The following is an 18,007-nucleotide window of genomic DNA, read 5'->3' on the forward strand; positions in this document are numbered from 1 at the left end:
TCCGGGAGGGTCGGGGCGGGGGGTTCCGAGTGTATCGACGCGGGCCGGGCGCCCGGTGGGAGCGCGCACCGCGTCGGCTCGGAACGCGCCGAGCGCCCAGCGGGGGAACGGGCGCCCGGCGGGGGTCAGTGCGCGAGCAGCTCGCGCACCCGCGGGATGACCTGCGTGCCGTAGAGCTCGATGTTGCGCATGATCGCCGGGTGCGGCAGCGTCCCGGCGCTGTACTTGAGGTCGAAGCGGTCGATGCCCAGGGCCTCGACCGTTCGCGCGATCTTCCGGGCGACCGTCTCGGGCGAGCCGAGGTGGATGGCGCCGTCGGGGCCGGCCTCCTCCTCGAAGCGCTCGCGGGTCATCGGGGACCAGCCGCGCTCGCGGCCGATGGCGTCCATCATCGCCTTGTGGTGCGGGAAGTACAGCTCGCGCGCCTCCTCGTCGGTGTCGGCGACGAAGCCGGGCGAGTGCACGGCGACCGGGAGGCGGGGCTGCTCGAGCTGGTCGAGCGCGCGGCCGAAGAGGTCGACGTAGGGGCGGAAGCGGGCCGGCGAGCCGCCGATGATCGCCAGGACGAGCGGGAAGCCGTACCGGGCGGCGCGGACGACCGACTCGGGGCTGCCGCCGACGCCGATCCAGGTGCGGAGGGTGCCGTTGTCGAGGGTCGGGTAGACGCTCTGCTCGGTGAGCGCGGGGCGGGTCGTGCCCTGCCAGGTGACCGGGCCGCCCTGGATCAGGGCGTGGAAGAGGTCGAGCTTCTCCTCGAAGAGGACCTCGTACTGCGCGAGGTCGTAGCCGAAGAGCGGGAAGGATTCGGTGAAGGAGCCGCGGCCGAGGATGACCTCGGCCCGGCCGCCGGAGAGTCCGTCGAGGGTGGCGAAGCGCTGGTAGACGCGCACCGGGTCGTCCGAGGAGAGGACCGTCACGGCGGAGCCGAGGTGGATGCGCTCGGTGCGGGCCGCGATGGCGGCGAGCACGACGTCCGGTGCGCTCACGGCGAAGTCGGCGCGGTGGTGCTCGCCGATCCCGAAGAAGTCGATGCCGACCCGGTCGGCCAGGACTCCCTCCTCGACCACGTCGCGGAGGACCTGGCCGTGCGGCAGCGGGGCGCCGTCGGGGCCGGCGGTGACGTCGCCGAACGTGTCGACGCCGAACTTGACTTCATGCATACTCATGGACTTCTGCAACCTCCGGGGGTCGACGGCTATTCCTGCGAGCGGGGTCCGACGTCCCCGGGCAGGAGCGCGTCGGAAGAGACGATCCCCGCCTCGAGCGCCGGCTCGCGGTAGGCGCGCCCGAGCGAGGCGACGGTGTCGTGCGCGTTCAGGCCGCTCGGGTTTGGCAGCACCCAGAGCGGCGCGCCCGCCACGTCCTCCTCCTGCCTGCCCTGCACCGCCCTGCGGCGTCCGAACGCGATCCGGTAGGCGGTGATGCCGACGACCGCGACGGCCCGGGGCCGCACCCGCTCCACGGTGGCGACCAGCCGCTGAGCGCCCTCGCGCAGCTCCTCCGCGGTCAGCTCGTCGGCGCGGGCGGTCGCCCGGGAGGCGAGATTGGTGATGCCGACGCCGCGGGAGACGAGCTCCGCGCGGTCGGCGGCGCTCATCCCCTCGGACACGCGCGGCGCGCGCTCGAGGATCCCGGCCGCGACGAGCGCCGGGTAGAAGCGGTTGCCGGGGTGGGCGAAGTGCGCGCCGGTGGCGGCGGTCCACAGTCCCGGGTTGATGCCGACGAAGAGGAGCCGGACGTCGTCGCCCAGCAGGTCCTCGACGGTGCGGTCCTGGAACGCTGCGAGCTCGGCGCGGGTGAACGGCATGCGACCATCCTGCCGCGGCGCAAGTCCTCTCGGCACGGGGTCGCCGGTGCCAGCATGGAGGCATGACGAACGCATCCCAGGACCACCCGATCCAGCACGGCAGCGACGACGCGCAGCTCGACGAGAAGCTGCGCGGCGTGCTGCTGCAGGTCGCCGGCGACGCCGAGCTGCGACCGGAGGAGGACGTCGAGACCCTGCTGCGCCAGCGCCTGCGCGACACGCGGATCTCGATCTCGGACGAGGCGATCCCGGGGCTCGCCAAGCGCATCCCCGGCCTCATGCAGCGCGGGGGCGGCGACGTGAACCCCGGGGCGCACTAGCCCCGAGGGACGGACGCGGGCCGAGCGGCCGCTCGGACCCGCGCCTGCCCGCGCTACTCGGGGACCGCCGGGCCCTTGCGGTGGTGGTCGAACACCAGGCTCGTGCGCGTCGAGGCCACCGCCGGGTTCGCCGAGAGGTTCGAGACCACGAAGTCCCGCACGTCGCTGGAGTCGCGGACCGCGACGTGGATGATGAAGTCCTCCGAGCCGCCGAGGAAGAACACCTGCACCACCTCGGGCAGCGCGCGGATCTCCTCCGCGAAGCGCGTGATCGCCTGGCGCTGGCCGACGCGGATGCTGACGCTGATCAGCGCCTGCAGGGTCAGGCCGAGCGCCGCCGGGTCGAGCTCGGCGGTGAAGCCGGTGATGACGCCGCGCTCGACGAGGCCCCGGACGCGTGCGACGCAGGTCGACGGGGCGATGCCGGCGCGCTCGGCGAGCCGGCTGTTGGGCGTCCGCGCGTCTGCGCGGAGGAGGCGCACCAGGGTCCGGTCGACCGGATCCAGGTCGTCGAGGTCGTGCAGATCCTTCGGTGGCATGCGCCCGCTCCCCCACTCCGCCGACGAACCTTCGGCCCGTGCGGTGACTTCCGACCGATTATGCGGAATTCCTCCGCCCCGGGCACGATCTTCGCACGATGGGGGCAGAGCCGGTGCAGGATCGGCGCCCACCGCCCGCCCCGCGGGCCGCAGCGAAGGAGCCGCCGTGCGCGTCGGGATCCCCACCGAGATCAAGAACAACGAGAACCGGGTCGCCGCCACTCCGGCCGGCGTCCACGAGCTGGTGCGCCGCGGACACGAGGTCCTGGTCGAGGCCGGCGCGGGCCTGGGCTCCCGCGTGTCGGACGACGACTTCCGCCGCGGCGGCGCCCGCGTCGTCGACGGGCCCGACGAGGTCTGGGGCGAATCCGAGCTGGTCCTCAAGGTCAAGGAGCCGATCGAGGCCGAGTACCCGCGGATGCGCCGCGACCAGGTGCTCTTCACCTACCTCCACCTCGCCGCCTCCCGCCCGTGCACCGATGCGCTGCTCGCCGCCGGGACGACCTCCATCGCCTATGAGACGGTCCAGCTGGACGACCGGCGGCTGCCGCTGCTCTCGCCGATGAGCGAGGTCGCCGGGCGCCTGTCGATCACGGTCGGCGCGTACCACCTCATGAGCGCCGTCGGCGGACGGGGCACGCTGCTCGGCGGGGTCCCCGGCACTCCGAAGGCGAAGGTCGTCGTGATCGGCGGCGGCACGGCCGGCGAGCACGCCGCGGCCAACGCCCTCGGCATGGGGGCCGACGTCACGATCGTCGACCTCTCGCTCCCCCGCCTCGCGCAGCTCGAGAACCGCTTCCAGGGCGCGATCCAGACCCGCGCCTCCTCGGCCTACGAGATCGCCGCGCAGCTGGCCGACGCCGACCTCGTGATCGGATCCGTCCTCATCCCGGGCGCCAAGGCGCCCAAGCTGGTGACCGACGAGATGGTCGCCACGATGAAGCCGGGCTCGGTGCTGGTCGACATCGCGATCGACCAGGGCGGCTGCTTCGAGGGCTCGCGTCCGACCACGCACGACGACCCGGTGTTCCCCGTGCACCGGAGCGTCTACTACTGCGTCGCGAACATGCCCGGCGCCGTTCCCGAGACCTCGACCCGCGCGCTCACCAACGCGACGCTCCCCTACGCGCTCGCGCTGGCCGACCGCGGGTGGCGGGCCGCCCTGGCCGCCGACCCGGCGCTCGCCCGCGGCCTGAGCACCCACGACGGCCGGGTGACGAACACCGCCGTCGCCGCGGCCTTTGACCTCCCGGCCGTGCCGGTGGAGTCGCTGCTGCTCTAGGCGCCCGCGGACGCGAGGCCGAGCCCCCCGAGGATCTCGGCGATCTCCTCCTCCGGAGCGCCGCCCACGTCGACCGTGACGTGGAGCTCGTCGTCGCCGAGGGGCTCGAGCGCCTCGAACTGCGAGTCGAGCAGCGTGGTCGGCATGAAGTGGCCGACCCGCGAGGCGAGCCGCCCGGCGATACGGTCCCTCGATCCCGCGAGGTGCGCGAAGACGAGGTCGTCGCGGCGCAGGACGTCGCGGTAGCGGCGGCGCAGGGCCGAGCAGGTCACGACGACCGAGCCGCCCGCGGCGATCCGCTGGTCCACCACGCGGGCGATCTCGGCAAGCCAGGGCGCCCGGTCCTCGTCGGTCAGCGGGATGCCGGCGTGCATCTTGTCGACGTTCGCCTGCGGGTGCAGGTCGTCCCCCTCGAGGAACTCCCAGCCGAGTCGGCGCGCCAGGAGCGACGCGACGGTCGACTTGCCGCTGCCGGAGACGCCCATGACGACGACGGCGCGGACGGGGACGGTGGGAAGAGCGGTCATCAGATACCTCCTACGAAGAGACCGATCAGGAGGACCCCGGCGAGCCCGGTCACCGAGACCAGGCACTCCATCACGGTCCAGGTCTTGAGCGTCTGGCCGATGCTGAGCCCGAGGTACTCCTTCACCAGCCAGAACCCGGCGTCGTTGACGTGCGACAGGAACACCGAGCCGGCGCCGATCGCGAGCACCATGAGGGCGACCATCGGCCCGTCCATGGTCTCGGTCAGCGGCTGGAGGATCCCTGCGGCGGTCACGGTGGCGACGGTCGCGGAGCCGGTGGCGACGCGGATCACGACGGCCACGAGCCAGGCGAGCAGCAGCGCCGAGGCGCCGCTCCCCTCCGCGAGCTGGGCGACCACCCCGCCGATCCCGGTGTCGACGAGGATCTGCTTGAAACCGCCGCCCGCGCCGACGATGAGCAGGATGCCCGCGATCGGCGGCAGCGAGCTCGAGAGCGAGGCCTGCAGCTCGGTGCGGTTCATCCGGCCGCCGCGTCCGAGCAGGACCAGACCGGCCAGAAGCGCGATCCCCAGCGCGATGGTCGGTGTGCCGAGGAAGTCGAGGGCGCCCTTCCAGGCGTCCGTGGATCCGGGGGCCGCGATGTCGGCGATCGCCTTGCCCAGCATCAGCACGACCGGCAGCAGGATGCTCGCGACGGCGGCGGCGAAGCCCGGGCGGTGCTCGCGCGTCTCGCCCGCGCCCTCGCCGAAGAGCGGCGGCGTCTCCACCGGCGCCCAGCGGGCGGCGACCCGGCCGAAGAGCGGGCCGGCGACGACGACGGTGGGGATCGCGACCAGGACGCCGAACGCGAGGGTCACGCCGAGGTTCGCGCCGAGCGCGTCGATCGCGACCAGCGGTCCGGGGTGGGGCGGGACGAGGCCGTGCATCACCGAGAGGCCGGCGAGCGTCGGGATCGCCACCTTCATCAGCGGCAGACCGCTCCGGCGGGCGACCAGGATCACGACCGGGATCAGCAGCACGAGCCCGACCTCGAAGAACATCGGCAGCCCGATCAGCGCGCCGACGAAGCCCATCATCCAGGGCAGCGCGCGAGTGCTCGAGCGGGCGATGAGGGTGTCCACGATGCGGTCCGCGCCGCCCGAGTCGGCGAGGAGCTTGCCGTACATCGCGCCGAGGCCGATGAGGATGCCGACGCCGCCCATGGTGTTGCCGAACCCCAGCGCGAAGCTGGCGACCGCGTCCGCCGCCGCCACCACCGCCGGGCAGGCGCAGCTGATCCTCGCCGCCGTCGTCGGCATCGCCGTGATCGTCGTGCTGATCACCTGGCTGAAGCTGCACCCCTTCGTCTCCCTGCTGATCGGAGCGCTGACCACGGGCCTGATCGCGGGGCTGGCGGCGGCGCGGAGGGCGGGGAGGAGGGTCGGTGTCATGAGCGTCCTTGGTCGAGCCGACGGCCAGCGGCCGGCTTTTGTCCGACATAACCTGCGTGTGTCCCGATCATGCCCGAAGATCGGCCGGGGCGCGACTCCGGCGATGGCAGGATGACCGCATGCCCGCGCCGACGCCCTCGCTGCACCACTCGGTGCTGGACGAGCTCGGCTCGCAGATCGTGCGCGGCGAGCTCGCGCCGGGCACCACCTTCAGCGCCGACGAGCGTGCGGAGCGGCGCGGGGTCTCCCGCTCGGTGATGCGGGAGGCGGTGCGCGTCCTCGAGACGCTCGGGCTCGTGACATCCCGCCGCCGCGCGGGGACGCGGGTCCAGCCTCCGGAGTGCTGGAACGCCCTGGACACGCGGGTCGTCGCATGGGGACTGGACGGCCCGGACCGGCGGCGCCAGCTGCACCAGCTCAGCGAGCTCCGACTCGGGGTGGAGCCGCTCGCCGCAAGGCTCGCAGCGGCGAACGCGACCGAGGAGCAGCGGCGGGCGCTCACGGAGGCGGGCGACGCCCTCTCCACCCACTCCCGCGCAGCCGACCAGTCCGCCTACCTCGCCGCCGACACCGCCTTCCACCGCTCCCTCCTGGCCGCGTCCGGCAACCGGATGCTCGCGCAGCTGGGCGATCTGGTCGCCGAGGTCCTCGCCGGCCGCACCCGCAACGCGCTCATGCCGCGCGAGGCCGACTCCACCGCGGTGCGGCTGCACCGGGCGGTGGCCGCCGCCGTCGCCTCGGGCGACGCGGACGCTGCGGAGGCCGCGATCCGGGCGATCGTCGAGGAGTCGGACCGGGCGGTGCAGGAGAGCTGACGGGGTTGCACCCCCGCTGCGCCGCGCGCACAGTGGAGCGCATGGTCGAGGGATACACGTCCGCGCAGGTGCGGGCCGCCGAGGCTCCGCACCTGGCCCGGCGGGAGCCGCTGATGCAGCGCGCCGCCGACGGCCTCGCCCGCGAGCTGCGTCTCGTGCTCGCCGGGCGCTCCGACCGCTCCCGTCCGGGCTCGGTGCTCGTCCTGGTCGGTCCGGGCGACAACGGCGGTGACGCGCTCTACGCGGCCGCCGAGCTCTCCTCCTCCGGAATTGACGTCGTCCTCGTCCTCACGGCCGAGCGGGTGCACCGCCGGGGCCTCGCCGTGGCGCTCGACGAGGGCTGCGGGCAGGTGCCGGCCGACGACGCGCCCGGCCTCGCCGCGGCGGTGGCGCGGGCGGATGTCCTGGTCGACGGGATCCTCGGCATCGGAGCGACGGAGCCCGCGCTGCGGGGACGGCCGCGCGTCGTCGTCGAGGCGGTGCTCGACGCGCTGGAGCGGCGGGCCGAGCGCCCGGTGGTCGTCGCGGTCGACCTGCCGAGCGGCGTCCATCCCGACGACGGGTCGGTCCCCGATCCCACCGTGCTGCGCGCCGATGTGACGGTCGCCTTCGGCGCGATCAAGGCCGGTCTGCTGCTGCCTCCGGGCGACTCCTACGCGGGCCGTCTGCGCCTGGTCGACATCGGCCTCGGCCCGGACCTGGCCGGAGTGGAGCCCGCGGTCCGCGAGTGAGCGAGCGGCTCAGGAGGGAGCGAGGAGGTGCGCCTTCTCGGGGTGCTGCTCGAACCACTGCCCGACGTACCAGCACATCGGCACGACGCTCCGCCCGCCGGCGGCCTCGATGTCGTCGACGGCGAAGGAGACCAGCTCCCCTGCGAGCCCGCGGCCTCGGAAGGGCGGGGTCGTGAAGGAGCGGACGAGGGAGACGCTGCCGGGCGCCTCGCGGTAGTCGAGGACGCCCACCAAGGCGCCGTCGAGGTGGAGCTCGTAGCGCGACGCGTCGTCCGCCCGGCGGAAGTCCTTGGCCATGCCTCCAGAGTAGGACGGCCAGGACGGATCAGGCCTCGTCGCCGAGCATCTCGCCGTCGACGTAGAGCCAGCGACCGTCCTCGCGCAGGAAGCGGCTGCGCTCGTGCACGAGGCCTGGGCCGGCGGGCGAGCGGTAGGAGGCGCGGAACTCGACCAGGCCCTCCTCGTCGCCCTCCCCGCCGAACGAGGTGTCGACGATCTGGAGCCGGCGCCACTGGAGGTCGGGATCGAGGTCGATGCGGCGCGGCCGGGTCGAGGGGTGCCAGCTCGCGAGCAGGTAGGGAGCGCTGCCGAGGACGTTCGCGCTGTAGCGGCTGCGCATCAGGCGCTCCGCCGTCGGCGAGGGCTCCTCGCCGAGGTGGGCGGGGCGGCAGCAGTCGGCGTAGTGGCGGCGGCTTCCGCAGGGGCAGGAGTCGGCGGGGTGCATCCGGCCAGTGTGGCAGGCGATGCGGCGCCCCCGGCCCGGCGCGGCTCCGGCGAGCGCCGCGACTCCCCGGGCCGTCCAGGTGTGCATCCCCTCCACATCCGCTCCGCCGCCTTGAGGGTGCCGCCGGATCCCGGCAACGTGGCCCCCTCATCGACCACGGACGGAAGGAACGACCCGATGCTCACGCTCACCGACAACGCCAGCACCGTCGTCAAGACCATCACCGGGCAGACCGAGACCCCCGTCGAGGGAGGCCTGCGCATCAGCGGCACCGATCTCGACGCGCGCAACTTCGCTGTCGCGGTCGCCGCGGCCCCCGAGACGACGGACGCCGTCGTGGAGCAGGACGGAGCGCGCGTGTTCCTCGACGTCGCCGCCTCCGTCGCTCTCGGCGACAAGGTCCTCGACGCGCAGGTGGACGAGGGCGGCTCCGTCAGCTTCGGGATCGCTCCCCAGGGCTGACCCCGTCGACATCGGAGGCCGCCCCCACCGCAGTGCGGGAGGGCGGCCTCCGTCGTCCCAGGATCAGGAGAGGATGTCGCGGGTGGTGAAGCGGCCGATCGCGAGGGACCCGAACACGGCGACGTAGGCGAGCTGGAGCAGCGCGTTCTCGCCGAAGGAGCTCCACGCGATCGGGTCGCGCAGGAGGTCGGCGAAGTCGAACCACCGGTCGGTCAGCAGGAACGGGTGGAGGGCGTCCAGCTGCGAGAGCGAGCCGACGATCTGCGCCGCGATGGAGACGACGACGGTGGCCGCCATGGCGCCGACCGGCACATCGGTCAGCGTCGAGATGAAGAGGCCGATCGCCGAGAGCCCGACCAGCGAGAGCGCCGCGTACACGGCGATCGCCAGGGCCCGGCCGATCGCGTCGGCGAGCGGGACGGTGCTGCCGGAGAGCAGCGTCACCGGTCCCGCCGGGAAGAGCGCCAGGCCGATCAGGATCCCGACCACCATGACGGTGAGTGCTGCGGCGAGGCAGAAGGCGAGGGAGGCGGCGAACTTCACCGCGAGCAGCCGCACGCGGCCGACGGGGCTGACCAGCAGGTAGCGCAGCGTCCCGAGCGAGGCCTCGCCCGCGATCGCGTCGCCGGCGACGACCCCGACCGTGAGCGGGAGGAACAGCGGGACGGCGACCGTGATGGCCGCGAAGCCGGTGAAGAGGCCGTTGCCGGCGATCGCGCCCACGAAGGAGGGCCCGCCTCCGTCGCCGCCCGAGAGCCGCACCGCGACGGCGAGCAGGATCGGGATGGCGGCCAGGGCCGCGAGCAGCGCCCAGGTGCGGCGCCGGCGGAAGAGCAGGGCGAGCTCGGAGGCGAGCAGGGACCCGATCCCTGCTCGGCGGACGGTCGCGTCAGCGCTCGACATCGAAGCCCTCCCCGGTCAGCTCGACGAAGCGCTCCTCGAGCGAGGGGCGGCGGACGGCGAACCCGCGGACGCGGACGTCGGCCCGCACGAGGTCGGCGACCAGCGTCTCGGCCTCGAGCCCGGGCGGCAGTGCGGCGACGACCAGCGGCGGATCGGCGGGGTGCGGGCCCGGCGCGGTGCGCGGCTCCAGACCCCGGGTGTGCAGGGCCACGATCGCGCGCTCGCGGTCGGGCGTCAGCAGCTCGACCGAGGCGGCGTCCCCGCGCAGCTCGTCGAGCCCGCCCTGGGCGACGAGGCGCCCGGTGCGCATGACGGCGGCGTGGGTGCAGAGCTGCTCGATCTCGGCGAGGAGGTGGCTGGAGACGAGGACGGTCGTGCCGTCCTGGTTCAGTCCGCGCACGAGAGCGCGGACCTCGCGGGTGCCCTGCGGATCGAGACCGTTCGTGGGCTCGTCCAGCACGATCAGGTCGCGCGGCGAGAGCAGGGCGACCGCGATGCCGAGCCGCTGCTTCATGCCCAGGGAGTAGGAGCCGACCTTCTTGCGCGCCGCGGCCGAGAGACCGACGCGGGCGAGGGCCTCCTTCGCACGGGTGTCGCGGGTGCGGGACGAGGTGCCCGCCTCCGCGGCGTCGAAGCGCCGGAGGTTGGCCGCTCCGGAGAGGAACGGGTAGAAGCCCGGCCCCTCGACCAGCGCCCCCACCCGGGGCAGGACCTCGGCCGCGCGCCGGGGCATGGCCTGCCCGAGGACGGTGATGCTGCCCGCGGTCGGCGCGGCGAGGGCGAGCAGCATCCGGATCGTCGTGGTCTTGCCCGAGCCGTTCGGGCCGAGGAAGCCGAAGACGGCGCCGCGTGGAACGGCGAGGTCGAGACCGGAGACCGCCTCCTGGCGCCCGAAGCGTTTGGTGAGGCCCCGCGTCTCGACTGCGAGCTCGCCCGCCGTCACCGAGCGGAGGCCGCGTCGCGGAGCGTCTCGGCCGGGACCGCTCCGGCGAGGACGCGTCCGTCGTCGGTGACGAGGACGGTCAGCAGGGCGGAGGAGAGGATGCGGCCGCCGTCGACCGGCGTGGTGACAGCGTCGAGCGAGGAGAGCGCGTCGGCGTCACCGGCGGGCAGCTCGACGACGCTCGTCCAGCCGGAGCCCGTGGTGACGACGTCGGAGTGCTCGGCCGTGCCCGCGGCGGGCGCGTCGGAGGCGTCCGCCGCGTCGTCGACCGGAGCGGCCTGCTCCGTCACCTCGGCGCCGGCCGGGGGCGTGAAGGAGAAGAGGGACGCGTCGGGTGTCGAGAAGTCGATGCTCGTGTACGCGACGCTGAACGAGGGCGCGGTGCCCCCGCGGGCGGTCACGGCTACCCCGAGCGGGAGGCCCGTCTCGCCGTCGACCGAGACGGTCACGGAGCCCACGAGGGTGCCGCCGTCGCGGGGCGTGAGCACGAGCTCGTACGCGTCGCGCCCGGCGACGCTGACGTCCGAGCCGACCGCGACTGTGGTCGTCGGGTCGATCGCGGCGAGCAGCCGCTCGGCGGCGGACGACGGCGTCACGACCTGATCGCCCGGCGAGGCCTCGGGGGCTCCGCCCGCGGGAGGCGCGAGGTGGGTGGCGGTGTTCGCGCTCGAGTCGTAGATCCAGACCCCGTCGGTCGTCGAGGCGACGACGTCGCGCTCGGCCAGCCGGTCGAGCACCTGGAGGCGCGCGCCCTTCTCGGCGTCGACGTACACGCGCGCCTGGTGTGAGCCCGTGGCGAGCTCGACGAGGGAGTCGGCGGGGTCGGCGGACGCCGAGCCGGCGGAGCCGCCGAGCGCCGAGAGGTCGGGCAGGCCGAGGTCCGAGGTCTGCTGGATCTCGCCGGAGAACGCCGTGGCGTCGCTCTCGGCGACGAAGGCGAGGAGGTCGGCGGCGGACTTCTCGGGGAGGTCCCCCGCGGCGCTCGCCGAGAGGGGGAGGGCGACGGCCGCGGCGACGACGACCGCGGGGACGACGGCGACGGGCGTCCAGCGCTTCCAGTCAATGCTCATGCCGGGAACGCTACGCCTCGAACCTCCGCGGCGGGCCCGGAACGTCCCGGTCCACAGCCTTCCGGAAGGGGGTGCGGCCGGGGATCGCGGCCGGGATGATCAGGGCATGGACCTCCCGTTCGCGCTCCCCGTCGCCCCGATGCTCGCCAAGGCCGTTCCGGCGGTGCCGGAGCAGACCGCCGTCGCGGGCGGATACTCCTACGAGCCGAAGTGGGACGGGTTCCGCGCGATCGTCTCGGTCTCCGGCGGGGAGTGCGAGATCGGGAGCCGCGGCTCCAAGCCGCTGACCCGGTACTTCCCCGAGCTCGTCGAGGCCTTCCTCCGGCTGCTCCCCGACGGCTGCGTGCTCGACGGCGAGATCGTCCTGGCGACCGGCGAGCCGGGAGCGCAGCGGCTCGACTGGGACCTGCTCTCGCAGCGCATCCATCCAGCCGCGAGCCGCGTGAGGATGCTGGCGGAGACCACCCCGGCGATGCTCGTCGCCTTCGACCTGCTCGCCGTGGACGGGCGCAGCGTGCTCGAGGAGCCGTACTCGGCGCGGCGGGAGGCGCTCGCCGCGGTGATGGCCGGCGTCCCGCATCCGCTGCACCTCGGCCGCGCCACCGACGACGAGGCCCTGGCGCGCGACTGGCTGGAGCGCTTCGAGGGCGCAGGACTGGACGGCGTCGTGGCGAAGCCCCTGGCCGCGCCCTACTCCCCCGGGAAGCGCGCCGTGCTCAAGGTCAAGCACCACCGCACGGCCGACGTGATCGCGATCGGGTACCGCGAGCACGCCTCCAAGCCGGGCGTGGGCTCGATCCTGCTCGGCCTGCACGGCGACGACGGAGAGGTCCGCCAGGTCGGCGGGGCCTCGGCCTTCAGCGACGAGCGTCGCGTGCAGCTGCTGGAGGAGCTCGCACCCGCGGTCGAGCGCGACGCGGAGGGAGCACCGGTGCGCGGCGAGGGCGAGCGGAGCCGGTTCGCGAGCGGCCGCGACACCTCCTTCGTGCGTCTGCGTCCCGAGCTCGTGCTCGAGGTCCGCTACGACCAGCGCGAGGGCGACCGCTTCCGGCACACCGTGCAGTTCGAGCGCTGGCGCCCGGACCGCGACGCCGCCTCCTGCACCATGGAGCAGCTGGAGCAGCCGACCGCGTACGACCTCGGCGACGTCCTCGGCTAGGCCTTCTTCGCGCGGCTGGGCTGCACGCGGGGCGGCTCGCCCGGCATCTTGGGGAAGTCGGGCGGGAACGGCAGCTCGCCGAGGCCGGCGGCGACATCGCGCTCCCACCAGCCGAGCAGGGCGTCGAGGCGGCCGGGGGCGTCGTGCATCCGGGCCCACGGATCACCGTGCTCGGCGAGGCGCACAGGGACCGTGCGGATCGTGAAGGCCCGCGGGTCGACGCCGTCGAGCTCGTCCCAGTCCAGCGGAGTGGAGACGGGAGCGTGCGCGAGCGGCCGCGGGCTGTAGGCACCGGCGATCGTGCGGTCGCGGTTGGCCTGGTTGAAGTCGACGAAGATCCGCTCGCCGCGCTCCTCCTTCCACCACGCCGTCGTGACCTGCTCGGGCATCCGCCGCTCCAGCTCGCGCGCCGCGGCGATCACCGCGTGGCGGACGTCGAGGAACTCGTGCTCGGCGACGATCGGCGCGAAGACGTGCAGGCCGCGGTTGCCGGACGTCTTCACGAACGGGTCGAGGCCGGCCTCCCGCAGGACCTCCCGCAGCGCGTGCGCGGCGATGACCGCGTCGGCGACGTCGGTGCCGGGCTGCGGGTCGAGGTCGATCCGGAGCTGGTCGGGCAGGTCGGGCGCATCGGCGCGGGACGCCCACGGATGGAAGACGACGGTGTTCATCTGCGCCGCCCAGACGGCGGCCGCGGGCTCGTCGATCACGAGCTGCGGATGCACCCGCCCGCTCGGGTACGTCACCGGGACGGACCGGACGTACTCGGGCGCGCCCTTGGGCGGGTTCTTCGAGAAGAACTGCTCGCCCTCGATCCCGGAGGAGAAGCGCTGCAGCGAGACGGGGCGGCCGCCGTTCGCCGCGACGAACGGCTCGCCGACGGCGATCAGGTACTCCGCGACCTCGCGCTTGGTGATGCCCGGCTCCGGGAAGAGCACTCGCTCAGGGCTCGAGATCCGCACCTCCCGGTCGCCGTGCAGTCCGGGGACGGTGAGGACGACGGCGTCGCTGCTGGGCATCTGCTGAGGCTAGCCCGCGGCGCCGCCCGGGGACAGGGGTCCGCCGGGGCGCCGCCGCAGCCGGATCGGGCCCTTCGCCCGCGAGGGGTCGACGACCTGTCCGCCCTGCACGATGTCGATCTCGCCCCGGTCGACCAGGCGGCGCGCGGCCCGGCGCACGGGCTCCATGAGCGGCCGCCACTCCTCGCCGCCGACCCGGCGCGCGACCTCGGACGGGCACGCCGTCGACGCCGCCGCTCGCGCGAGCAGGACGGTGCGGATCTCCTCCTCGAGGCGCGCCTCCTCCGGTCCGACTCCGCGACGGCGGCAGGCGTCCGAGCAGTAGCGGACGTCCTCCCAGTCCCGTGCCCACTTCGCGCGCCACTCGATCTCGCGACCGCAGGAGGCGCAGGTCTTGCTCTCGGGATGCGCGGTGGACGTGCGCTGACGGTGGGCCATGCCCTCGAGTCTGCGCGCAGACCGCGGCCGCGGCGACGGGTTGCGCTGAGGGCGAGCGACGGGCGCGTGGAGGCCGGCGCCGACGACGGGCACCCGATCCGGCGTGGTCGGGAACAGGGAGCGGCGGATCGGCGTTCCCCGAGGTGGCGGCGTCATACTCCGCAATGGGGCGGCCCTCCCCCGGCCGGTGCGCCAGTCTGGAGGAGCCGTGCTGCGGCGCGACGGCGGGCCACCACCCCGTGCCGCATCCTCGATCGATCAGGAGTCTCCGATGAGCCGCGAGAACCTCGCCACCACCCCGGACCGCGAGCCGGAGCACCGCGCCTTCGCCGGACTCTCCCCGGAGGACTTCAAGCTCGCGTTCCGCAACCACGCCGCCGGAGTCGCGCTGATCACCGCCGACCCGGGCACCGGCCCGGTCGCCCTGACCGCGACCTCCGTCTTCTCGGTGAGCGCCGAGCCGCCGCTGTTCGTCTTCTCGCTCTCGTCCGCCTCGTCCAGCTCTCCGGCCATCCAGGCGTCCGAGACGCTGGTCGTGCACCTGCTCGGGGCGGAGCAGCTCGACCTGGCGCGCCTGGGCTCGACCAGCGGCATCGACCGCTTCGCCGACACGTCGCTCTGGTCGCGGCTGCCCACGGGCGAGCCGTTCTTCCCGGGCGCCGCCGCCTGGATCCGCGGCACGGTGATCAACCGCATGGAGGCGGGATCGTCCACGATCGTCGCCGTGCACGCCCTCGAGGCCCACGTGCCCGAGGACTCCGAGACCACGGCGCCGCTCGTCTACCACAACCGCACCTGGCACCACCTCGGCGAGCACTCCCGCCTCAGCTGAGCTCCGCGGGCGCTCCGGAGCAGGCGGTTCAGGCCTCCGGGCCGGTCGCCACCGTCCGGCCCGGCGTGCTCGACCACTGCGACCAGGAGCCCGGGTAGAGCGCCGGCGCGAAGCCCGCGAGCGTGAGCGCGACGACGTCGACCGCGGCCGAGACGCCGCTGCCGCAGTACACGCCGACGGGGGCGCCCTCCCGCACGCCGAGCGCCTCGAATCCCGCACGCAGGTCGGAGGCGGGCCGGAACCGCCCCTCGGAGTCGAGCGCCGCGGACGCGGGAGCGTTCCGAGCGCCGGGGATGTGGCCCGCCCGCGGGTCGATCGGCTCGACCTCGCCGCGGTACCGCTCAGGGGCGCGGGCGTCGAGCAGGACGCCCGCCGAGGGCAGCGCCGCCGCCTCGTCGATGTCCAGCACCGGGAGCCGACCGTAGGCCAGCTCGACGTCGCCCCGCTCGCGCGGGACGTCGCCCGTCTCGAGCTCCCGCCCCGAGCGGATCCAGCCGGCGAGCGACCCGTCGAGCAGGCGGACGTCCTCCACTCCCGACGCCCGCAGCAGCCACCAGGCCCGCGCGGCCGGGACGCTACGCGCGTCGTCGTACACGACGACGGACCGGCCCCGGCGGAGCCCCCAGCCGCGCGCCGCCTCCTGCAGCACCTCGATCGGAGGCAGCGGGTGGCGCCCCTCCTCCGGCTCGCCGTGGGCGGCCAGCTCGTGATCGAGGTCGACGTGCACCGCGCCGGGCAGGTGACCCGCGAGGTACTCCGGGCGGCCGTCGGGCCGGTCGAGGCGCCAGCGCACGTCGAGGACGAGCGGCGGCTCGGTGGAGGCCATGAGCTCGGCGAGCTCGTCAGGGGTGACCAGCAGGCTCTCGCGGCTGGAGGGGGTCGTCGGGGTCATGGCGTCCTTCCGATCCGCGTCGTCGGCGGAGTCCTGCCCCAGCATGCCGGGTCGCCCGGCGGCGCGGGAGCTCGGGCGGCAGCGGAGCATCAGTGCGCAAGGCGCCTTGTCGATGGTCGTCTGCCGGAGAGCCTCTCGCGCAGGCGGGTCGTCTTCGCCACTCGATACCCGCGAGCGTGGCCCGGAGGCCTGCAGGGGACCGCTCGGGCCTGAGAGCGGAGGGTGAGGCTCTCGTCGTCGGAGGACGGCCGAAGGCCCGCCCCTCCGTCAGGGGCGGACCTTCGCTGCCTTCAGTTGGACTCGCAGGCGAGCCCGTCGTCGTCCCTGTCGAGCCCGGCGACATCGCCGTAGTACGGGTAGTACAGGTCGAAGTACCGCTGAGCTGAGGCCTGGTCCGGGAAGTCGTCGCAGTTCACAGCGTCGCCGGGATAAGCAGGTCGTCCCGGGCCGGGCGCCGGTGCCGGCGCCGGCGCCGCGGCCTGCGTGCTCGCCCAGAGTGCGCGGCCCTGCGGCGAGTAGATCACCAGATTGCCGTCGTTCTGCATGACCATCCGGGAGCCCGGGCTGCCCGCCGTGCCGGACTGCCAGCGCGCTCCGCCGGAGCCCGCGTAGACCACGGCGTTGCCGTCGGACTGCATCTCGAGCCGGTTGCCGCCTCCGGACGTGCCGGCCGCCCAGCGGGCCGAGCCGCGCGAGTAGACGACGAGGTTGCCGTCGCCCTGCATGACCGCCTCGCTTCCTCCGTCGGAGGAGCGCAGCAGCTGTCCGGACGCGAGCCGGCTCCCGGAGGAGAGGGTGTCCCGGACGGCGGGCGCGGGCGGCGCCGGAGGGGTGTCGCTCGCCCACAGCGCGCGGCCCGAGGCGGAGTAGACGACCAGGTTGCCGTCGTTCTGCATCTGCAGGCGGGATCCCGGGTTGCCCGCCGTACCCGAGGCCCACAGGGGTCGGCCCGAGGCGGAGGTGACCACGGCGTTGCCGTCGGACTGCATCGAGAGCGTCTCGCCCTCGCCCTGGGTGCCGGCGCCCCAGCGGACGTCCCCCCGCGAGTAGACCGCGAGATTGCCGTCGCCCTGCATTGAGGCGCGCGACCGGCCGTCCGGCGAGGTGAGCTGCTGTCCCCGGCTGAGCCGCGAGCCGGAGGAGAGGACGTCGCGGATCTCAGGCGCGCGCGAGGTCGAGCTCGCCCAGAGCGGCCGTCCGGAGGCGGCGGTGATCACCAGGTTGCCGTCGTTCTGCATCCGCATCCGCGCGCCCGGGTTCCCGGGCGTTCCCGCCTGCCAGCGCACGCCGGACCCGGGGGCCGAGACCACCGCGTTCCCGTCGGTCTGCATCGCGAGGCGGTTGCCCGCTCCGGAGGTGACGGAGCTCCAGCGCGGCGATCCGTCCACGTAGACGACAAGATTGCCGTCGCTCTGCATCGCGGCGCGCGAGCGGCCGTCGGAGGCGGTCAGCTGCTGTCCCGGAGAGAGCTCGCGCCCGCTGTCGAGGACGTCGGCGATCGGCTCCGGCTCGGGCTCCTGCTCGTCGGCCGAGGACCAGGCCGTGTCCCCGTTCGGGCGGACGAGCACGAGCTGCCCGTCGTCCTGGATGAGGGCGAGCGCGCCGGTCTCTCCCGCGGTCCCGGACGCCCAGACGGGCGTGCCGGAGCCGGTCACGACGACGAGGTTGCCGTCCTCCTGCATCCGCACCGTGGTCGCTCCGGTGCCCTGGGTCCTGGTGCTCCAGACGGGGCGGCGCCCGGCGTCGTAGATCACGGCGTTGCCGTCCGCCTGCATCTCGAAGCTCGCGGAGTCTCCGTTCGAGAAGATGCGCTCGCCCGCGTCGAGCGAGTCGCCGCCGAGGAGGGCGTTCGTGTAGGTCTGCGATCCGCGCGCCTCGGCGGGCGGAGTCTCCCCCGGGACGAAGGCGGTCGGAGTCTCGGCGACGGCCTGCGTCGCGAGGGCGGACGGCGCCAGAGCGGCGGAACCGCCCGCGGCGAGCAGGCAGGCGAGGGCCATCGCCGCGAGGCGATGAGGAGGTCGTGGCACGGAGAGCCCTTTCGGAGGCGGCGGCGGCGGAAGCCGTGGTCGAGCGGAGCCTGGCACGCGCTCGCCACGGCCGTCCATCCGGGCCGCGCGGAACTACTCAGCCGGAGCGGGCGATCCGCGCCGGCT

Annotated in this window: 21 protein-coding genes; 7 read left to right on the forward strand and 14 right to left on the reverse strand. The window is 74.3% G+C overall.

What is annotated here, in order from left to right; all coding sequences use genetic code 11:
• Positions 1-125: 125 nt before the first annotated feature.
• Both C5C71_RS10995 and C5C71_RS11000 read right to left on the reverse strand, forming a co-directional pair.
• Positions 126-1,160, reverse strand: a complete 1,035-nt coding sequence (locus tag C5C71_RS10995) for an LLM class flavin-dependent oxidoreductase (RefSeq protein WP_104225389.1) — start codon at positions 1,158-1,160, stop codon at positions 126-128.
• A gap of 35 nt (positions 1,161-1,195) precedes the next feature.
• A complete protein-coding gene (locus tag C5C71_RS11000) occupies positions 1,196-1,807 on the reverse strand; it encodes a mismatch-specific DNA-glycosylase (protein ID WP_104337687.1) in 612 nt (203 codons plus the stop codon).
• Positions 1,808-1,869: 62 nt separating this feature from the next.
• Between C5C71_RS11000 and C5C71_RS11005 the strand changes: the two genes are divergently transcribed.
• Positions 1,870-2,127 (forward strand): hypothetical protein, encoded by a 258-nt coding sequence (locus C5C71_RS11005; RefSeq protein ID WP_104222561.1) that lies wholly within the window; start codon positions 1,870-1,872, stop codon positions 2,125-2,127.
• 53 nt (positions 2,128-2,180) lie between these two features.
• On the opposite strand, the gene C5C71_RS11010 is transcribed toward C5C71_RS11005, so the two are convergent.
• The gene (locus tag C5C71_RS11010) at positions 2,181-2,666 is read right to left on the reverse strand and encodes an Lrp/AsnC family transcriptional regulator (protein WP_104222560.1); all 486 of its coding nucleotides are present in this window, start codon (positions 2,664-2,666) and stop codon (positions 2,181-2,183) included.
• 166 nt (positions 2,667-2,832) lie between these two features.
• Here C5C71_RS11010 and ald point away from each other — a divergent pair, with 166 nt between their 5' ends.
• On the forward strand, positions 2,833-3,948 hold the full coding sequence (gene ald / locus C5C71_RS11015; RefSeq protein WP_104337688.1) for an alanine dehydrogenase: 1,116 nt from the start codon (positions 2,833-2,835) through the stop codon (positions 3,946-3,948).
• Here ald and C5C71_RS11020 read toward each other — a convergent pair.
• Together C5C71_RS11020 and C5C71_RS11025 are read right to left on the reverse strand one after the other, a co-directional pair.
• Positions 3,945-4,475 carry a gluconokinase gene (locus C5C71_RS11020; protein WP_104222558.1) on the reverse strand — a complete coding sequence of 177 codons (531 nt, stop codon included), beginning with the start codon at positions 4,473-4,475 and terminating at the stop codon, positions 3,945-3,947. The two genes, ald and C5C71_RS11020, sit on opposite strands and share 4 nt — an antisense overlap.
• A complete protein-coding gene (locus C5C71_RS11025) occupies positions 4,475-5,866 on the reverse strand; it encodes a gluconate:H+ symporter (RefSeq protein WP_104337689.1) in 1,392 nt (463 codons plus the stop codon). Before C5C71_RS11025 ends, C5C71_RS11020 begins: the two co-directional genes overlap by 1 nt.
• Before the next feature lie 119 nt (positions 5,867-5,985).
• Between C5C71_RS11025 and C5C71_RS11030 the strand changes: the two genes are divergently transcribed.
• Positions 5,986-6,681 carry a FadR/GntR family transcriptional regulator gene (locus C5C71_RS11030; RefSeq protein WP_104337690.1) on the forward strand — a complete coding sequence of 232 codons (696 nt, stop codon included), beginning with the start codon at positions 5,986-5,988 and terminating at the stop codon, positions 6,679-6,681.
• A gap of 41 nt (positions 6,682-6,722) precedes the next feature.
• Positions 6,723-7,412, forward strand: coding sequence for an NAD(P)H-hydrate epimerase (locus C5C71_RS11035; RefSeq protein WP_104325462.1), 690 nt, complete (start codon positions 6,723-6,725; stop codon positions 7,410-7,412).
• 9 nt (positions 7,413-7,421) lie between these two features.
• Here the strand turns inward: C5C71_RS11035 and C5C71_RS11040 are convergent, their stop codons facing one another.
• Positions 7,422-7,709 carry a GNAT family N-acetyltransferase gene (locus C5C71_RS11040; RefSeq protein ID WP_104222554.1) on the reverse strand — a complete coding sequence of 96 codons (288 nt, stop codon included), beginning with the start codon at positions 7,707-7,709 and terminating at the stop codon, positions 7,422-7,424.
• 28 nt (positions 7,710-7,737) lie between these two features.
• Positions 7,738-8,223 carry a YchJ family protein gene (locus C5C71_RS11045; RefSeq protein ID WP_258063454.1) on the reverse strand — a complete coding sequence of 162 codons (486 nt, stop codon included), beginning with the start codon at positions 8,221-8,223 and terminating at the stop codon, positions 7,738-7,740.
• A gap of 90 nt (positions 8,224-8,313) precedes the next feature.
• Between C5C71_RS11045 and C5C71_RS11050 the strand changes: the two genes are divergently transcribed.
• Positions 8,314-8,598: a hypothetical protein gene (locus tag C5C71_RS11050; protein WP_104225397.1), complete on the forward strand. Its 285-nt coding sequence runs from the start codon at positions 8,314-8,316 to the stop codon at positions 8,596-8,598.
• 63 nt (positions 8,599-8,661) lie between these two features.
• Here the strand turns inward: C5C71_RS11050 and C5C71_RS11055 are convergent, their stop codons facing one another.
• The 3 genes from C5C71_RS11055 to C5C71_RS11065 are packed head-to-tail and all read right to left on the reverse strand — an operon-like array spanning position 8,662 to position 11,514.
• On the reverse strand, positions 8,662-9,501 hold the full coding sequence (locus C5C71_RS11055; RefSeq protein WP_104255477.1) for an ABC transporter permease: 840 nt from the start codon (positions 9,499-9,501) through the stop codon (positions 8,662-8,664).
• Entirely contained in the window at positions 9,488-10,444 is a 957-nt protein-coding gene (locus C5C71_RS11060) for an ABC transporter ATP-binding protein (RefSeq protein WP_104238593.1), read from the reverse strand. The genes C5C71_RS11055 and C5C71_RS11060 overlap by 14 nt, the downstream gene beginning before the upstream one ends.
• On the reverse strand, positions 10,441-11,514 hold the full coding sequence (locus tag C5C71_RS11065) for a DUF2092 domain-containing protein (protein ID WP_104337691.1): 1,074 nt from the start codon (positions 11,512-11,514) through the stop codon (positions 10,441-10,443). The genes C5C71_RS11060 and C5C71_RS11065 overlap by 4 nt, the downstream gene beginning before the upstream one ends.
• Positions 11,515-11,620: 106 nt before the next feature.
• Between C5C71_RS11065 and C5C71_RS11070 the strand changes: the two genes are divergently transcribed.
• Complete coding sequence (locus C5C71_RS11070) at positions 11,621-12,673, forward strand: ATP-dependent DNA ligase (RefSeq protein WP_104337692.1); 1,053 nt, start codon at positions 11,621-11,623, stop codon at positions 12,671-12,673.
• Here the strand turns inward: C5C71_RS11070 and ligD are convergent.
• Positions 12,670-13,692 carry a non-homologous end-joining DNA ligase gene (ligD, locus tag C5C71_RS11075; protein WP_181065697.1) on the reverse strand — a complete coding sequence of 341 codons (1,023 nt, stop codon included), beginning with the start codon at positions 13,690-13,692 and terminating at the stop codon, positions 12,670-12,672. The genes C5C71_RS11070 and ligD overlap by 4 nt on opposite strands.
• Before the next feature lie 9 nt (positions 13,693-13,701).
• Positions 13,702-14,130 carry a DUF2256 and DUF3253 domain-containing protein gene (locus C5C71_RS11080; RefSeq protein ID WP_104295628.1) on the reverse strand — a complete coding sequence of 143 codons (429 nt, stop codon included), beginning with the start codon at positions 14,128-14,130 and terminating at the stop codon, positions 13,702-13,704.
• Between the two features lie 271 nt (positions 14,131-14,401).
• On the opposite strand from C5C71_RS11080, the gene C5C71_RS11085 reads away from it, so the two are divergent.
• Complete coding sequence (locus tag C5C71_RS11085; protein ID WP_104222547.1) at positions 14,402-14,962, forward strand: flavin reductase family protein; 561 nt, start codon at positions 14,402-14,404, stop codon at positions 14,960-14,962.
• Between the two features lie 28 nt (positions 14,963-14,990).
• Here C5C71_RS11085 and C5C71_RS11090 read toward each other — a convergent pair whose 3' ends face one another.
• Positions 14,991-15,854, reverse strand: coding sequence for a sulfurtransferase (locus C5C71_RS11090; protein WP_104337707.1), 864 nt, complete (start codon positions 15,852-15,854; stop codon positions 14,991-14,993).
• 290 nt (positions 15,855-16,144) lie between these two features.
• The gene (locus C5C71_RS11095; protein ID WP_181065698.1) at positions 16,145-17,851 is read right to left on the reverse strand and encodes an excalibur calcium-binding domain-containing protein; all 1,707 of its coding nucleotides are present in this window, start codon (positions 17,849-17,851) and stop codon (positions 16,145-16,147) included.
• Positions 17,852-18,007 lie beyond the last annotated feature (156 nt).

The organism is Rathayibacter sp. AY1C1 (genome assembly GCF_002932105.1).
Lineage (GTDB): Bacteria > Actinomycetota > Actinomycetes > Actinomycetales > Microbacteriaceae > Rathayibacter.

What these genes read in the sequence shown, in the direction of transcription:
- C5C71_RS11045 (WP_258063454.1), bottom strand. Translation starts at nt 8,223, where the DNA reads ATGCACACCTGGACGGCCCGGGGAGTCGCGGCGCTCGCCGGAGCCGCG.
- C5C71_RS11065 (WP_104337691.1), bottom strand. Translation starts at nt 11,514, where the DNA reads ATGAGCATTGACTGGAAGCGCTGGACGCCCGTCGCCGTCGTCCCCGCG.
- C5C71_RS11005 (WP_104222561.1), top strand. Translation starts at nt 1,870, where the DNA reads ATGACGAACGCATCCCAGGACCACCCGATCCAGCACGGCAGCGACGAC.
- C5C71_RS11050 (WP_104225397.1), top strand. Translation starts at nt 8,314, where the DNA reads ATGCTCACGCTCACCGACAACGCCAGCACCGTCGTCAAGACCATCACC.
- C5C71_RS11010 (WP_104222560.1), bottom strand. Translation starts at nt 2,666, where the DNA reads ATGCCACCGAAGGATCTGCACGACCTCGACGACCTGGATCCGGTCGAC.
- C5C71_RS11020 (WP_104222558.1), bottom strand. Translation starts at nt 4,475, where the DNA reads ATGACCGCTCTTCCCACCGTCCCCGTCCGCGCCGTCGTCGTCATGGGC.
- C5C71_RS11095 (WP_181065698.1), bottom strand. Translation starts at nt 17,851, where the DNA reads ATGGCCCTCGCCTGCCTGCTCGCCGCGGGCGGTTCCGCCGCTCTGGCG.
- C5C71_RS11055 (WP_104255477.1), bottom strand. Translation starts at nt 9,501, where the DNA reads ATGTCGAGCGCTGACGCGACCGTCCGCCGAGCAGGGATCGGGTCCCTG.
- C5C71_RS11025 (WP_104337689.1), bottom strand. Translation starts at nt 5,866, where the DNA reads ATGACACCGACCCTCCTCCCCGCCCTCCGCGCCGCCGCCAGCCCCGCG.
- C5C71_RS11040 (WP_104222554.1), bottom strand. Translation starts at nt 7,709, where the DNA reads ATGGCCAAGGACTTCCGCCGGGCGGACGACGCGTCGCGCTACGAGCTC.
- C5C71_RS10995 (WP_104225389.1), bottom strand. Translation starts at nt 1,160, where the DNA reads ATGCATGAAGTCAAGTTCGGCGTCGACACGTTCGGCGACGTCACCGCC.
- C5C71_RS11090 (WP_104337707.1), bottom strand. Translation starts at nt 15,854, where the DNA reads ATGACCCCGACGACCCCCTCCAGCCGCGAGAGCCTGCTGGTCACCCCT.
- C5C71_RS11080 (WP_104295628.1), bottom strand. Translation starts at nt 14,130, where the DNA reads ATGGCCCACCGTCAGCGCACGTCCACCGCGCATCCCGAGAGCAAGACC.
- C5C71_RS11070 (WP_104337692.1), top strand. Translation starts at nt 11,621, where the DNA reads ATGGACCTCCCGTTCGCGCTCCCCGTCGCCCCGATGCTCGCCAAGGCC.
- C5C71_RS11035 (WP_104325462.1), top strand. Translation starts at nt 6,723, where the DNA reads ATGGTCGAGGGATACACGTCCGCGCAGGTGCGGGCCGCCGAGGCTCCG.
- C5C71_RS11085 (WP_104222547.1), top strand. Translation starts at nt 14,402, where the DNA reads ATGAGCCGCGAGAACCTCGCCACCACCCCGGACCGCGAGCCGGAGCAC.
- ligD (WP_181065697.1), bottom strand. Translation starts at nt 13,692, where the DNA reads ATGCCCAGCAGCGACGCCGTCGTCCTCACCGTCCCCGGACTGCACGGC.
- C5C71_RS11030 (WP_104337690.1), top strand. Translation starts at nt 5,986, where the DNA reads ATGCCCGCGCCGACGCCCTCGCTGCACCACTCGGTGCTGGACGAGCTC.
- C5C71_RS11000 (WP_104337687.1), bottom strand. Translation starts at nt 1,807, where the DNA reads ATGCCGTTCACCCGCGCCGAGCTCGCAGCGTTCCAGGACCGCACCGTC.